The organism is Shewanella sp. 492, assembly GCF_059338445.1.
The window spans coordinates 104,783-118,759 of record NZ_CM181702.1 but is presented as its reverse complement, the minus strand read 5'-3'; the positions used below and the strand labels follow the sequence as shown (position 1 = coordinate 118,759).

Below are 13,977 nucleotides of genomic sequence, written 5' to 3'. Positions count from 1 at the left end.
TAGTTCGAGCTCATGTCAGATACCAAGATCAAACTTACCGAATACAGTCATGGCGCAGGTTGTGGCTGCAAAATTTCTCCCAAAGTATTGGGAACGATTCTGGCATCACAACTACCTCACTTCGACGACCCGAATATTCTCGTTGGCAACAGTACCCGCGATGATGCTGCCGTCTATAAGCTTAATGATGACACGGGCATTATCAGCACCACTGACTTTTTTATGCCGATAGTGGATGATCCTTTTACCTTCGGCCGCATTGCCGCCACCAACGCGATTAGCGATATTTATGCCATGGGCGGGACACCAATGATGGCTATCGCCATATTGGGCTGGCCAGTGAATACGTTACCAGCAGAGATCGCTCAGCAAGTTGTCGATGGCGGTCGCCAAGCGTGCGCCGATGCTGGCATCATGCTGGCGGGTGGCCACAGTATCGATGCACCTGAACCCATTTTTGGGCTGGCCGTTACAGGGCAAATTCCGTTAACCGAGCTCAAACAAAACAATACCGCTAAAGTCGGCGATAAACTGTATCTCACTAAACCACTGGGGATCGGTATTTTGACCACGGCTCAGAAGCAAAAAAAGCTAGCCGATGAAGATAGTAATATCGCTCCAGAGGCCATGTGCCAGCTCAATAAAATCGGCCCAGCTATCGCAAAAATTGCCGGCGTCAGTGCCATGACAGATGTGACAGGTTTCGGCTTAGCGGGCCATCTCATTGAGATGTGCTTAGGTGCTGATGTAGCAGCTAAGATTGATATCGACGCCCTGCCCTTGTTACCCAAAGCGAAAGACTACCTGCAGATGGGCTGCATTCCCGGTGGTACCCATAGAAACTACGACAGCTATGGCGAACATTTACCCCTGGTCAATGAGGAACAAAAAGCACTATTGTGCGATCCACAAACAAGTGGCGGATTATTGATTGCCGTTTCAGCAAGCCATGAAGCGGCTTTAATTAGCCTGCTCGAGGCTAATGATATTGCCCCAATCAGTATTGGTCATTTGGTCACCAAACCCGCAACGAAGCAACTCGTGGAACTGCGCTAATGTCACCACTTATGGTTTCTAAAAACCAATACACCCAGCTGTTCATCAACGACCACCCCATAATGGATGTGCGCGCGCCCATCGAGTTCGATAAAGGGGCGTTTCCGGCCAGTACTAACTTACCCTTAATGCAAGATGATGAGCGCGAACAGGTGGGCACATGTTATAAGCAACGCGGCCAAGCCGCCGCGATTGCCTTAGGTCATACGCTCGTTCATGGTGATATCAAACAACAAAGGGTCGATGCATGGCGCGAGTATTTTGCTCGTCACCCTAATGCTTACCTATATTGTTTCCGCGGTGGACTGCGTTCACAACTGACACAGCAATGGCTTAAGGAGGCTGGGCTATCCGTCCCCTATATCGAAGGCGGATATAAGGCGATGCGTCAGTTTTTGATAGACACCATAGATCAAGCCCCTAGGGTAAAACCCATGTTGATCCTCAGCGGCATCACCGGCAGTGGTAAAACGGACTTTTTATTACAGCGCCCAGAAGGCGTGGATTTAGAAGGCCTTGCCCATCATCGCGGCTCAAGCTTTGGCCGCTACCACGAGCCGCAACCTTCGCAGATCAACTTCGAAAATAGCCTCGCTGTGGCACTGCTAAAACACCAAGCTAGCGCAGCCAAATCGTTACTGCTCGAAGATGAGAGCTACCTCATTGGTCGCTCGGCGCTACCACAAGCCTTTTATAAAGGCATGCAAGTGGCAAAAGTGGTGGTATTAGATGAGAGCCAAACAGCCAGATTAAACCGATTGCTCGACGAATATGTCCATAAGATGCATCAAGGTTATCTTGATCGCCTCGGCGAAGAGGCCGGCTTTATCGCTTTTGCCGATTATTTGTCGCAAAGCATCAGCGGCATAAAAAAACGCCTTGGCGGCAAACAACATGATGAACTGCAGGCGATGGTGAATCATGCCTTACATGCACAACAAAGCCAGGGCACGACAGCTGCTCATCTCGAGTGGATAAACGTGCTGCTGAGTAAATACTACGATCCTATGTACCAATATCAGATTGATAAAAAAGCCGATCGGATTATTTTTAAAGGTGATCATCAAGCTGTGCATCAGTGGCTCGATCAATACACGCCCCAATAACATCACTTAATGACATGATCGCCATTAAACGTGACTGAATCACTCACCTGAATTCGAGTAAAACGATGGAATAATCCGAGATAGCTTAGCTATTTAGGATTATTTCACCCCCAAAGCTAAGCTCCAAAATGTAGATAATGAGTTTTCGGTTTTAAGCCGGGGTCTTGATTTTATGATGCGGCAGTCATCAAGCGGGTGATTTGCTGTTGCAGTGACGCGGCGCTCACCTGAGATACCGCCATGGCATCACCGACAATCAGCGACACCTTTGGCCAAACCCGCCGCGGTTGAAGTGTGTTTGCTTGACTCTCACTCGGATCTGCTAATCCTCTCATTGCAAGCGGTATCACCTTTACGGGATGGTGCACTGCGAAACTTGCCATCAAGGCGTTAAATTGAGCCTGATAACTCGCCGTCATGGCATCACTCGCGGTTAAATTATCGCTTAACAGGCACAGTAACTCGCCATTGGCTAACGCCTGCTCAATCATGGTTAATGCTTCATTATTGCTTGCGCCGCTTATCTCACCCATAGCCACAGGGATCGCTCCAGTCGGCTTAACAGAGCTCGCTATGATAGAGGATGGCATAACAAAGCGCACCGGACGACTCGATACGCCCATCACGCACAAAGCATCGAACTGGTTGATATGAGGACATACCAGCAGCACTGCCCCCTGTTTGGGCAGTTTTTCACGCCCTTCAACACAGAAGCGGTAACGCACATGACGAAAGAGATAACTGATAAAGCGCCAGCGAAACTCTGGCGCTTGTCCATAAACATAGGCAGCGACCACCAGATTAAGAACCGCCAGTAAGGTAAATAACTCAGGGATACTCCACCCAAATCCCGCCAGCAGTAACATGGCCAATAACGCCGAGCACACCATAAATAGCGCATTAACAATATTATTAGCAGCAATCGCCTGTGCGCATTCCCCCGGCGCAGCACGCGACTGGATAAAAGCGTACAACGGGACGATAAACAAGCCCCCACTGACCCCCACCATCAACAAGTCAAACATCAGTCGATAATGCGCTGTTGTGGCGATAAAGTCTCCCACACTATAAACCCACGAGGGATCTAACGGCGCTGGTGGAATAGCCCAGACTAAATCGAGGCCAAACAGGGTCAACCCCGCCATGCCTAAAGCCACGACACCTAACTCAACATGACCATAAGATAAGCGTTCACACAAAAAGGAGCCCACCGCGATACCCACCGAAAATAGCGCTAATAATAGCGACACTACGCTAGCATCAGACGACAGATGTAACTTAGCAAAATAAGCAAATTGCGTTAGGTAAGTGGCACCGAGAAACCAAAACCAGCTAATGGCGATGATCGCCACCCAGATGCTTGACGTCTTTCTCACCTTGGTAATGGCGTGCCACGTGCCAGATAAAGGAGCAAAACGAATTGGGGTTGCGTCATGCTGTAAAGGCAAAGCCGGAATGGCACGACTGGCCAAATAACCACACAGGGAAAGTACAAAGACAATCAAGGCACTGGCGACAATCCCATGCGCACTCGTCATCAACAGCCCGGCGCTCAATGTGCCACTTAAAATAGCTAAAAATGTGCCCATTTCGACCCAAGCATTCCCCGTAACTAACTCTTCTTCGGCCAATACTTGCGGTAAGAGTGAATATTTTACCGGCCCGAAATAGGCCGACTGACAGCCGGTTAAAAATAACAGCAGTAACATCACCATGTAGCTTTGAGACAACATCGCCATCGCAGCGCACGACATGATAACCACTTCGAGTTGTTTGAGTCTGCGGATAAGCTTCGCCTTGTCCATATTGTCAGCGAGCATCCCGGCATGAGCGGAAAAAAGAAAGAAGGGTAAAATAAACAGGCCCGCGGCCAAATTAACAAATAAATTAATACTGATTGGCAACTCATTGATCTGGCTATAAGCCACCATCAAGAGTAAAACATTTTTATAAATATTATCGTTTAATGCGCCTAAACATTGGGTGACAAAATAGGGCAAAAATCGTTTTGTTAACAGCATATTTGCTCCAGCTTGCCGCGACCTTAGGTTAGCCTAACCATTTAGACGGCAGTAGAGGGTTATATAAGCCATTGCCAAGCTGTGGCCGTGCACAATAGACAAGGCTTAGCGCATCAGACACATCACCACCCGTGATGCATCTGGGCCAAAATAGTCAGCTTCTGTTTGCAACTCGACAAACCCCAATGCTAGGTATAAATGACGCGCTGGATTAGCTGGGTCCACAGTGAGCATTACCTGAGTGACCGACGGCGCCAAGTGATTAAGTGCATCGATTATAAAACGTTTGCCGATACCTCGGCCTTGGGCGAGTGTCTCCACGGCGACAGATAATATCCAACCTATATGCCGCAGCTCACTTGGCACCATTAGGATATAGCCAAGAAGACGATTATTGTGATCTATTGCAACACGCAAACCACTTGGCCAACAATCGAAACTCTGACGAAAAAAGAAATCCGGATAACAATGTTCGCCAAACACACGCTGTTCAAGCCGATAAACGCCGGCCAGTTCGCCCTTTTGCGCCGCACGCAGGGTAATATCAACGGGCTTATTCACTGACTAACAACTCATCCCAAGGTAAATGGGTCGAACCGACCACGATAAAATTAGGGTTTTCGAGCGATTCACGTTCGTTATAACTGAGCGGCTGCAGTTCAAGATCCATGATCTGCCCGCCCGCCTCTTCGACAATAATTTGTGCCGCGCCGGTATCCCACTCGCCAGTAGGGCCAATGCGTACATAACAATCGGCGCGCCCTTCGGCGACCAAGCAACTTTTAAGCGCTGCCCCGCCGAGCACCACGAGCTCACAATGTTTAGGCTGGTTCAGTAGCTTTAATACCGACTGCGGATCTTGGCGACGACTGACCGCCAAGCGCAATGAGCGCGAATCATCGAGTGTCAATTGACGACTGGCAATACGCTGCTCGCCTTTACTTGAGCGCTTATAAGCCCCCAGTCCCGCGATGGCATAATAAATCACCTCGGTCATGGGCACATAAACAATCCCCATAATGGGGCGATTATGCTCAACTAACGCGATGATCACCGAAAAGTCGCCGCTGCCAGCAATAAACTCTCCGGTGCCATCTAACGGATCGACCAGCCAATACCTGGGCCAATCGACGCGATCGGATAACGGGATGTCGGCATCTTCTTCAGATAACACAGGAATATCAGGAGTCAGCTGAGTCAGCGCAGCGGTGATAATTTGGTGCGCAGCGAGATCGGCAGACGTCACAGGGGTATTATCCGCCTTAATTTCTTTATCAAAGCTACCTTCAAGGTAAATATCTTTGATGGCCATTCCCGCTTCAACGGCGATGGCGATCACCTGTTCCACACACTCTTCTGGCTTCATCACAACTCCAACAACCTAGACAGGTAATGCATATATCCGAATTGAAATAACTATTTTAGTTTTAAATGCTTCTGGGCTAAAAACAAGGCACTCACACTTCTAGACTCTGAGAAGTCTTCCAATGCCAATAGCCCTGACCACTGTGCAAGCGGCCAAGAAACAACCTCTATTGGCTCGGGCTCATCGCCTTCAAGGCGACTCTCATACAGATCTTCTGCAATATAGATCTGCATCTTGCTGACAAAATAGCTGGGCGCCAGACTTAACTCCATCAAATGGGTTAATTTTTTAGCCCCAAAGCCTATCTCCTCCTGCAGCTCCCGATTAGCGGCTTGCTCAGGCGTCTCTCCCGGATCAACCAGCCCTTTGGGAAAGCCCAGTTCATAGCTGTGGGTTCCTGCGGCGTACTCTCTGCCCAGCAGCAGTTGCTCACCCAACACAGGGACCACCATTACGGCACCACGATTATTACCTTTCATACGTTCATACTGGCGCTCGACCTGATTAGAAAATTTCAGGTGCACTTGTTCAATTTGAAATAACCGACTCTGGGCAACAACTTGTGTATGTAATATCTGTGGCTTTTGGTCCGACATGAATGTCCCTGATAAAATGACGTTTGCATCACAGTTCAATCTTACTATGATGGGCCTAATCCACAACTCTCACGATAGAATTTTTTTACTGACCTTATGTTTCCTTGGGATAAAATCGATACTGTACTGCTTGATATGGATGGCACACTGCTAGATTTACACTTTGATAGCCATTTTTGGCTCAAGCTAGTGCCGCAAACCTTAAGTCACAGCAGAAACATCTCTCTAAATGAAGCTAATGTCTTGGTAGAACAAGCCTACGACCAAGTGGTTGGCACCTTGGATTGGTATTGCCTCGACTACTGGCAGCAACAACTGCAACTGGATATTGTGCAGCTGCAACGCACATTGGCCGACAGGATACAGTTACGCCAAGACAGCATGCCATTTCTACGCGCATTGACTCAAAAGCATAAAACCAGAATATTAGTGACCAATGCCCATCCTCAAAGCCTAGCTCTCAAACTAGAACACACAGAGCTCGCGCAAGGGTTAGACCATATGATCTCCAGCCATGAAACAGGTTTTGCTAAAGAGCACCCTCAATTTTGGTCTAGCTTATTTAACCAATATCAATTGCAACCCAGTCGGTGTTTATTTATCGATGACAGCGAAGCTATCTTACATGCCGCCAAACAAGCTGGAGTTGGGTATTTGCTTGGCATAAGCAATCCTGATAGTAAAAAGCCCCATAAAATATTTACCGACTTTCCCGCAATCCATGATTACCACCACCTGTTAGATGATCTTATCGCCAGTAAGCCATAATAGCTCCTCGCTCAATGACATAAGATAAGGATAAATGCAGGTGCATGGTGCAACCAAACCCTATAGCCTGCTTATTTGTTTCACCGCCCGAACTTGGCACTGAAATCGTCTCAACAGATAAGAGAGCAATCGCGCCACTCAGCGACACTCAATGAATCCTTTCCGTAAAATTAAATTCATAACATTGATTTAAATTAAAAAAGTCAGATTGCAATAAAAATAAATCTGCGACCTTATTTTCAGTTTTAAGCAAATCCCACCACATTGCCGACAAAAATATGCTTAATCCTTGCGCTACTTTAAATACTGTATACACTAACAGTTACTGTATGAAAAGACAGGATCTGTAATGAGACCATTAACCCCTAGACAAGCTGAAATATTAGAATTAATTAAACGCAATATTGCCGATACAGGCATGCCGCCTACCCGAGCTGAAATTGCTCGTCGCCTAGGCTTTAAAAGCGCCAATGCGGCCGAAGAGCACTTAAAAGCCTTAGCCAAAAAAGGCTGCATCGAAATAATGCCTGGGACCTCGCGAGGTATTAAGCTAACTCAAGAAGATGATAGCGAAGATCTTGGTTTACCACTGATTGGACAAGTCGCTGCCGGTGAACCCATTTTGGCCCAAGAACATGTTGAGCAACACTACAAAGTTGACCCAGCGATGTTTCGCCCAAGCGCTGATTTTCTCTTAAGAGTCCGCGGCGATAGCATGAAAAATATTGGTATTCTCGAAGGCGATCTACTTGCGGTGCATAAGGTGGAGCAAGCCAGTAATGGGCAGGTTGTCGTAGCTCGCGTCGAAGATGATGTCACAGTAAAGCGCTTTGAAAAGAAAGGTAATACTGTATATCTTCACGCCGAAAATGAAGAATATTCACCGATAGTCGTCGACCTATCTACCCAAAGCCTTAGCATCGAAGGGCTGGCCGTAGGTGTTATCCGCAACGGAGATTGGCAATGAATAATCTAATGGGTAATGCCCCGCGACATCCCGGCCTTTGGGTCGATATGAATAAGCAACACAAACCAACTCAGCACAGTACCATTGCGACATTATCGAGTCGTACCCAAGGTAAGCATGAGTTGCAAGCGCTAACACCGCAATTAGCAAGATTAAGCCAACAAGGCCAGTGGGTCGTACTGATTAGCCCACCGAATATTGGCTATAAGCAGATGCTCGCCGATGCGGGGGTACGCATGGATAGAATCTTATTAGTGCACACCAAAGATGAAGTTGAAGCACTGTGGGCGATGGAAAAAGCGCTTACTAGTGGTACATCCAGTGCGGTGATCAGTTGGACCCAAGCACTCGATGCTCGCGATTGCCGCCGCTTACAATTGGTCGCCAAAAGTACCCAGGCTCTAGGTGTTGTGATTGAAGATGATAATAGTCACTTACCTGTAACAGCCCTGACAGAGCAAGATCTGGGCTATCAACAAGCATCATTATTTAGTTCACTGCACTAGCATTACAGTTCAAACTTTCCATACTTAAGCCCCGCGAGGGGCTTTTTTGTTGCTGTTTTAAAAAAATTAAAAAAAAGTGATCTTGATCAATATTTAAACAGCGATTAAGTTAGTAATAGATATCAACGATTATTTGTTATATCCGAACAATTTAGTGGTCTGTTTCATTGGCCAACGAGTGTAGATCTCTCACTGCGTCCAATAAAGCGGAAATTAGCCTGATATAGTCAGCCGTAAGTGCAAGCGTGGTAACCACCAGCAATAACAACAGCAATACCACCAGCGCACTGTGAAGTCATCGTTGCTTTTTTGGGAACTGAAAAGTTTGCATAGAGCCGAGACATACTGTGTAACTTTTCTTTGTAGTTGCCTTCGCAATTGACAGAGGAGAAGTCTAGTGAAGCATCTGTGGTATAGCTTGCTCGGGTTATTACTAGCCCCACCCATATTCGCAGCCGATATGCCCCTTAATATGACACCAGGGGTAACTGAGATCAGTGGCAAGGTTTTTAGCCTTCACATGACCATTCTTTATATCTGTTGCGCTATCGGCATCATAGTGTTTGGGGTGATGATCTATTCCATCATTAACCATCGTCGCTCCAAAGGTGCGGTGGCTGCCAATTTTCATGAAAGCACTAAAGTCGAAATCGCTTGGACTATCGTCCCTTTTGTCATCTTGATCCTGATGGCGATCCCTGCCACTAAAACTCTTATCGCCATGGAAGACCCTAGCGATGCGGATATCACCATCAAGGTTACAGGTTCTCAGTGGAAATGGCATTACAGTTATTTTGATCACGATATCGAATACTACAGTTTACTCGCTACCCCAAGAGCACAAATTGAAGGCAGTGAAACGAAGGGCGAAAACTATCTATTAGAAGTCGACAAACCTCTAGTGCTTCCCGTTAATAAAAAAGTGCGTTTCTTGATGACGTCAGATGATGTGATCCATTCTTGGTGGGTGCCAGCCTTTGCGGTAAAAAAAGATGCTAACCCCGGTTTCATCAATGAAGCTTGGACCCGCGTGGATAAACCCGGCACGTACCGCGGCCAATGTGCTGAACTATGCGGTAAGGACCATGGCTTTATGCCCATAGTGGTTGAAGTGTTGTCTGAGGCCGATTTTGCTCTCTGGATCGATGAGCAAAAAAACCAAGCCACAATCGCCGCCGCCGCAACCGAAGCCTCGTTATCGCAAACCTTATCTATGGATGAACTGATGACCCAAGGTGAGCAGATATACATGGCACGCTGCGCCGCCTGCCACCAGCCAAATGGCATGGGACTTCCAGGAGTGTTCCCCGGATTAAAAGCCAGCGCCATTGCCACCGGCCCAGTCACAGCACATATCGATATTGTGGTTAATGGTAAGGCGGGCACCGCAATGCAAGCCTTCGCTGGACAGCTAACACCACAGGAGATAGCGGCTGTGGTGACATATGAGCGTAACGCTTGGGGCAATGATGTCGGTGATATCGTCCAAGCCGCTGACGTTAGTCAACATGGTCAATAGGGAGGCATGATGAATACAACAACGCGCGAAGCCAATATGGATGCCGCTCATATTGAAGAGTCTAACGAACACCACGAAGCTCACCCAACCGGCATAAAACGTTGGCTATTTACCACTAATCATAAAGATATCGGCACCTTATACCTATGGTTCAGCTTTATTATGTTTCTTACTGGCGGTGCCATGGCCATGGTGATCCGAGCCGAACTGTTTCAGCCTGGATTACAATTAGTCGAGCCCAACTTTTTTAATCAAATGACCACAGTGCACGGCTTGATCATGGTGTTTGGTGCCGTCATGCCCGCCTTTACAGGGCTTGCAAACTGGCTAATACCCATGATGATTGGCGCGCCCGATATGGCGCTACCACGGATGAATAACTGGAGCTTTTGGATTTTACCCTTCGCCTTTACCATATTATTAAGCTCACTCTTTATGGAAGGTGGTGGGCCCAACTTTGGTTGGACATTCTATGCTCCGCTATCCACCACTTATAGCCCCGATAGCACGGCACTGTTTGTATTTTCGATCCATATTATGGGGATCAGCTCCATCATGGGAGCCATCAACGTGGTGGTGACGATTGTGAATATGCGCGCCCCCGGCATGAGCTGGATGAAATTACCGCTATTTGTGTGGACCTGGTTAATCACCGCTTTCTTGTTGATCGCCGTCATGCCTGTGCTTGCTGGGGTGGTCACTATGGTACTGACGGATAAATATTTTGGCACCAGCTTCTTTGATGCAGCAGGTGGCGGCGATCCTGTGATGTTCCAACATATTTTCTGGTTCTTCGGCCACCCTGAAGTCTACATTATGATCTTACCTTCATTTGGTATCATATCGGCTATTGTGCCCGCCTTTAGTCGCAAACGTCTCTTTGGTTACTCCTCTATGGTTTATGCCACTGCCAGTATTGCGATTTTATCCTTCTTGGTTTGGGCACACCATATGTTTACCACCGGCATGCCAGTATTTGCTGAGCTGTTTTTTATGTATTGTACTATGCTCATCGCGGTGCCAACTGGGGTTAAGGTCTTTAATTGGGTCGCCACCATGTGGCGCGGATCACTCAGTTTTGAAACACCTATGTTGTTTGCCATCGCCTTTATCATACTGTTCACCATAGGCGGATTTTCGGGGTTGATGCTAGCCATTACTCCGGTGGATTTCCAGTATCACGATACCTATTTCGTGGTGGCTCACTTCCATTATGTATTGGTCACAGGGGCCATCTTCTCCATTATGGCCGCCGCCTATTATTGGCTACCTAAATGGACTGGACATATGTATGACGAGAAGCTGGGTAAACTGCATTTTTGGTGTTCGGTTATCTCAGTTAACGTGTTGTTTTTCCCTATGCACTTTTTAGGACTCGCGGGAATGCCGCGTCGAATTCCTGATTATGCAATTCAATTTGCTGATGTTAACCAAATTGTCTCTATTGGCGGCTTCGCTTTCGGGCTATCGCAGTTTATCTTTCTCGCCTTAGTGATTAAGTGCATCAAGGGCGGTGAAAAAGCACCAGCTAAACCTTGGGATGGTGCTGAGGGGTTAGAGTGGACGCTGCCAAGCCCGGCTCCTTATCACTCATTCTCGACTCCTCCCGAGGTGAAATAAGATGTCTCAGCCCCCGGCAACATCAAATCGTAAGCTGATCATCTGGCTAATGACTGGTGCCATAGGCATGTTTGGCTTTGGATTTGCCTTGGTGCCGTTATACGACGTGCTGTGTGAACAATTGGGGATTAACGGTAAAACACAATCGACAGCGTCGACTTACAAGCCAATGACCATAGATACGTCGCGAGTGATAACCGTCGAATTTATGGCTAACATACAACAGGATATGCCATGGGAATTTACGCCCGAAGTCAAACGTATGCAGGTTCACCCTGGTGAGCTTGTACGCACCAACTTTAACGCTAAGAGCCTAGCGCTCGCGACCACCGTAGGCCAAGCCATTCCCTCGGTTTCACCTGGGCAGGGGGCAGCCTACTTTAATAAAACCGAGTGTTTCTGCTTTAATCAGCAGCTGTTAGCGGCGCAAGGTAGTGCTGCATTACCGCTAATTTTCTATGTCGATCCCGATCTACCAGACACGATATCGACGCTGACACTTTCCTATACTCTCTACAACATTACCGACAAGGGTTATGTCGGCGCTGTTGAGCAAGGAGCGGCAAAATGACCACTAAACACGAACACTATTATGTGCCAGCGCAAAGTGCCTGGCCCATAATAGGCGCCATCGGGCTATTTTTAATCGCCTTTGGGGCAGGCACTTATATACAGCAGCTCAATAGCGAGCAATCGAGCGGCGGTTATATTCTGACTGCCGGAATTGCAGTGATTGTGTATATGATTTTTGGCTGGTTCAGAACCGTGATTGACGAATCGATGGCGGGACTCTATTCGAAACAGATGGACAGATCGTTTCGCCAAGGGATGAGCTGGTTTATTTTTTCGGAGGTGATGTTTTTTGCCGCTTTTTTTGGCGCGTTACTCTATGCCCGTATGATAGCCGTGCCATGGCTAGGCGGAGCCTCCAATAACGCCATGACACACGAAGTGTTGTGGCCTACCTTTGAAGCGATGTGGCCCTTGGTCACCACGCCAGATGGCACCAAAACCCAAGCAATGGGGTGGACGGGCTTACCACTGTACAACACCATCATATTACTCACATCATCGGTCACCTTACACTTTGCCCATGTTAGTCTTGAAAAGGGGAAACGCACCGCCCTCACCCTGTGGTTGGGGCTGACCATCTTACTCGGGTTGGCCTTCTTACTGTTACAGGTTGAAGAATATGCTCATGCTTATCAGGAGATGGGGCTGACCCTCTCCTCTGGCGTTTATGGCAACACCTTTTTCTTGCTCACCGGTTTCCACGGCATGCACGTGACCTTAGGCACCATCTTCTTATTGGTGTTGTTTTTTAGAGTGTTAAAAGGTCACTTCACCCCAGATAAGCACTTTGCTTTTCAGGCGGGCAGTTGGTATTGGCATTTTGTCGATGTGGTCTGGCTATGCTTATTTATTTTTGTGTATGTGCTGTAGCTAATAAGGCCTAGGGTTGGGAGCAATTAGCCCCAAGCCTAGTGCCAGTAACAGCAGTAGGATCACCAATAGCGAAAACAATACCCGGCGGCCTAAATATTGGCTCATGGGTACCTTACTATCCCCTTTCACTAAGATAAACAACGCACGCCCAAGATTAAAAATGATGAAAAAAAGCAGTAACACTAGCACGACTTTAAATAGCAATATTGCACTCATGCAGGCTCCTAAACGTGGGTTGTCATGGACAACCGCCTTGGTTGTTTGTGTTACTGTGCTGGTGTTTAGCATCTTGGTCAAGCTCGGGTTTTGGCAGCTCAGTCGTGCCGATGAAAAAGTCGCATGGCAGCAGCAATTAACCGCTCGCCAAGCCTCTGCGCCACTGTCATATGCCCAACTGCTGGCTATGGCACCAGATACGACCCTAACGGGTTACCGTTTAAAGGTCGACGTCAACCCAACCGATACCCCCATTATTCTGCTCGACAACCAAGTCTATAACGGCAAAGTCGGTTATTTGGTGCTGCAAGTGATGCAGGTTGCCTCGTATCAAACGGCATTACTGGTTGAATTAGGCTTTGTTCCTGGTGGAGTCGATCGGCGCATCTTACCTCAAGTGCAGCCAATAACGAGCTCACTCTCCTTAAGTGGCAGGCTATATCAAAAATCTCTCAACCCACTGAGCGAGCAGCTATTTGCTGAGCCCGGTGATCCTATGCGTATTCAAAACCTCTATATTACGGCACTGCAACAGCAGTTACAGCATCACTTGGCCCCAGCGGTCTTGCAACCCACCTCTAGGCTACCGATAGAGTTAGCACACCCTTGGCAGCCCACCCCCTTGAGTGCTCACAAGCATCACGGCTATGCATTACAGTGGTTTGCAATGGCGGCCGCCTTCGCCTTACTCATGGGATACGTATGGAGAATGAATTTAAAAAACAGTAGTTTAGCGTCAAAATAAATAACGAAACAAGGCAATATTCAGCAGTTGCTTAACATCACAAGA

General features: G+C 47.7%; 14 protein-coding genes and 1 pseudogene. 10 read left to right on the top strand and 5 right to left on the bottom strand.

What is annotated here, in order from left to right; translation table 11 throughout:
- Positions 1 to 12: 12 nt before the first annotated feature.
- Entirely contained in the window at positions 13 to 1,056 is a 1,044-nt protein-coding gene (gene selD / locus AC5YBX_RS00545; protein WP_494520364.1) for a selenide, water dikinase SelD, read from the top strand.
- Complete coding sequence (gene mnmH, locus AC5YBX_RS00540; RefSeq protein ID WP_494524218.1) at positions 1,056 to 2,162, top strand: tRNA 2-selenouridine(34) synthase MnmH; 1,107 nt, start codon at positions 1,056 to 1,058, stop codon at positions 2,160 to 2,162. Before selD ends, mnmH begins: the two co-directional genes overlap by 1 nt.
- Positions 2,163 to 2,332: 170 nt before the next feature.
- Here mnmH and AC5YBX_RS00535 read toward each other — a convergent pair whose 3' ends face one another.
- From AC5YBX_RS00535 to nudE, 4 genes are all read right to left on the bottom strand, one after another.
- Positions 2,333 to 4,183: an MFS transporter gene (locus tag AC5YBX_RS00535; protein ID WP_494524217.1), complete on the bottom strand. Its 1,851-nt coding sequence runs from the start codon at positions 4,181 to 4,183 to the stop codon at positions 2,333 to 2,335.
- 105 nt (positions 4,184 to 4,288) lie between these two features.
- The gene (locus AC5YBX_RS00530) at positions 4,289 to 4,744 is read right to left on the bottom strand and encodes a GNAT family N-acetyltransferase (protein ID WP_494524216.1); all 456 of its coding nucleotides are present in this window, start codon (positions 4,742 to 4,744) and stop codon (positions 4,289 to 4,291) included.
- Entirely contained in the window at positions 4,737 to 5,549 is an 813-nt protein-coding gene (cysQ, locus tag AC5YBX_RS00525) for a 3'(2'),5'-bisphosphate nucleotidase CysQ (RefSeq protein ID WP_475515487.1), read from the bottom strand. Before cysQ ends, AC5YBX_RS00530 begins: the two co-directional genes overlap by 8 nt.
- A 50-nt stretch (positions 5,550 to 5,599) precedes the next feature.
- Positions 5,600 to 6,145, bottom strand: coding sequence for an ADP compounds hydrolase NudE (gene nudE, locus AC5YBX_RS00520; protein WP_494520368.1), 546 nt, complete (start codon positions 6,143 to 6,145; stop codon positions 5,600 to 5,602).
- 96 nt (positions 6,146 to 6,241) lie between these two features.
- Here nudE and yrfG point away from each other — a divergent pair, with 96 nt between their 5' ends.
- From yrfG to AC5YBX_RS00485, 7 genes and pseudogenes are all read left to right on the top strand, one after another.
- A complete protein-coding gene (yrfG, locus tag AC5YBX_RS00515) occupies positions 6,242 to 6,913 on the top strand; it encodes a GMP/IMP nucleotidase (protein ID WP_494524215.1) in 672 nt (223 codons plus the stop codon).
- 349 nt (positions 6,914 to 7,262) lie between these two features.
- Positions 7,263 to 7,880: a transcriptional repressor LexA gene (gene lexA / locus AC5YBX_RS00510; protein WP_475515484.1), complete on the top strand. Its 618-nt coding sequence runs from the start codon at positions 7,263 to 7,265 to the stop codon at positions 7,878 to 7,880.
- A complete protein-coding gene (locus AC5YBX_RS00505) occupies positions 7,877 to 8,386 on the top strand; it encodes a cell division inhibitor SulA (protein ID WP_494520370.1) in 510 nt (169 codons plus the stop codon). The genes lexA and AC5YBX_RS00505 overlap by 4 nt, the downstream gene beginning before the upstream one ends.
- A 397-nt stretch (positions 8,387 to 8,783) precedes the next feature.
- A pseudogene (coxB, locus tag AC5YBX_RS00500) lies at positions 8,784 to 9,896 on the top strand (cytochrome c oxidase subunit II); the annotation flags it as partial.
- An 18-nt stretch (positions 9,897 to 9,914) separates the two neighbouring features.
- Entirely contained in the window at positions 9,915 to 11,525 is a 1,611-nt protein-coding gene (gene ctaD, locus AC5YBX_RS00495) for a cytochrome c oxidase subunit I (protein ID WP_119978694.1), read from the top strand.
- Position 11,526: 1 nt separating this feature from the next.
- Positions 11,527 to 12,096: a cytochrome c oxidase assembly protein gene (locus tag AC5YBX_RS00490; RefSeq protein ID WP_494524214.1), complete on the top strand. Its 570-nt coding sequence runs from the start codon at positions 11,527 to 11,529 to the stop codon at positions 12,094 to 12,096.
- Positions 12,093 to 12,968, top strand: coding sequence for a cytochrome c oxidase subunit 3 (locus AC5YBX_RS00485; RefSeq protein WP_494524213.1), 876 nt, complete (start codon positions 12,093 to 12,095; stop codon positions 12,966 to 12,968). The genes AC5YBX_RS00490 and AC5YBX_RS00485 overlap by 4 nt, the downstream gene beginning before the upstream one ends.
- Here AC5YBX_RS00485 and AC5YBX_RS00480 read toward each other — a convergent pair whose 3' ends face one another.
- Positions 12,969 to 13,187 carry a DUF2909 family protein gene (locus AC5YBX_RS00480; RefSeq protein ID WP_494520371.1) on the bottom strand — a complete coding sequence of 73 codons (219 nt, stop codon included), beginning with the start codon at positions 13,185 to 13,187 and terminating at the stop codon, positions 12,969 to 12,971.
- Here AC5YBX_RS00480 and AC5YBX_RS00475 point away from each other — a divergent pair.
- The gene (locus tag AC5YBX_RS00475) at positions 13,186 to 13,932 is read left to right on the top strand and encodes an SURF1 family protein (RefSeq protein WP_494524212.1); all 747 of its coding nucleotides are present in this window, start codon (positions 13,186 to 13,188) and stop codon (positions 13,930 to 13,932) included. The two genes, AC5YBX_RS00480 and AC5YBX_RS00475, sit on opposite strands and share 2 nt — an antisense overlap.
- Positions 13,933 to 13,977: the final 45 nt, after the last annotated feature.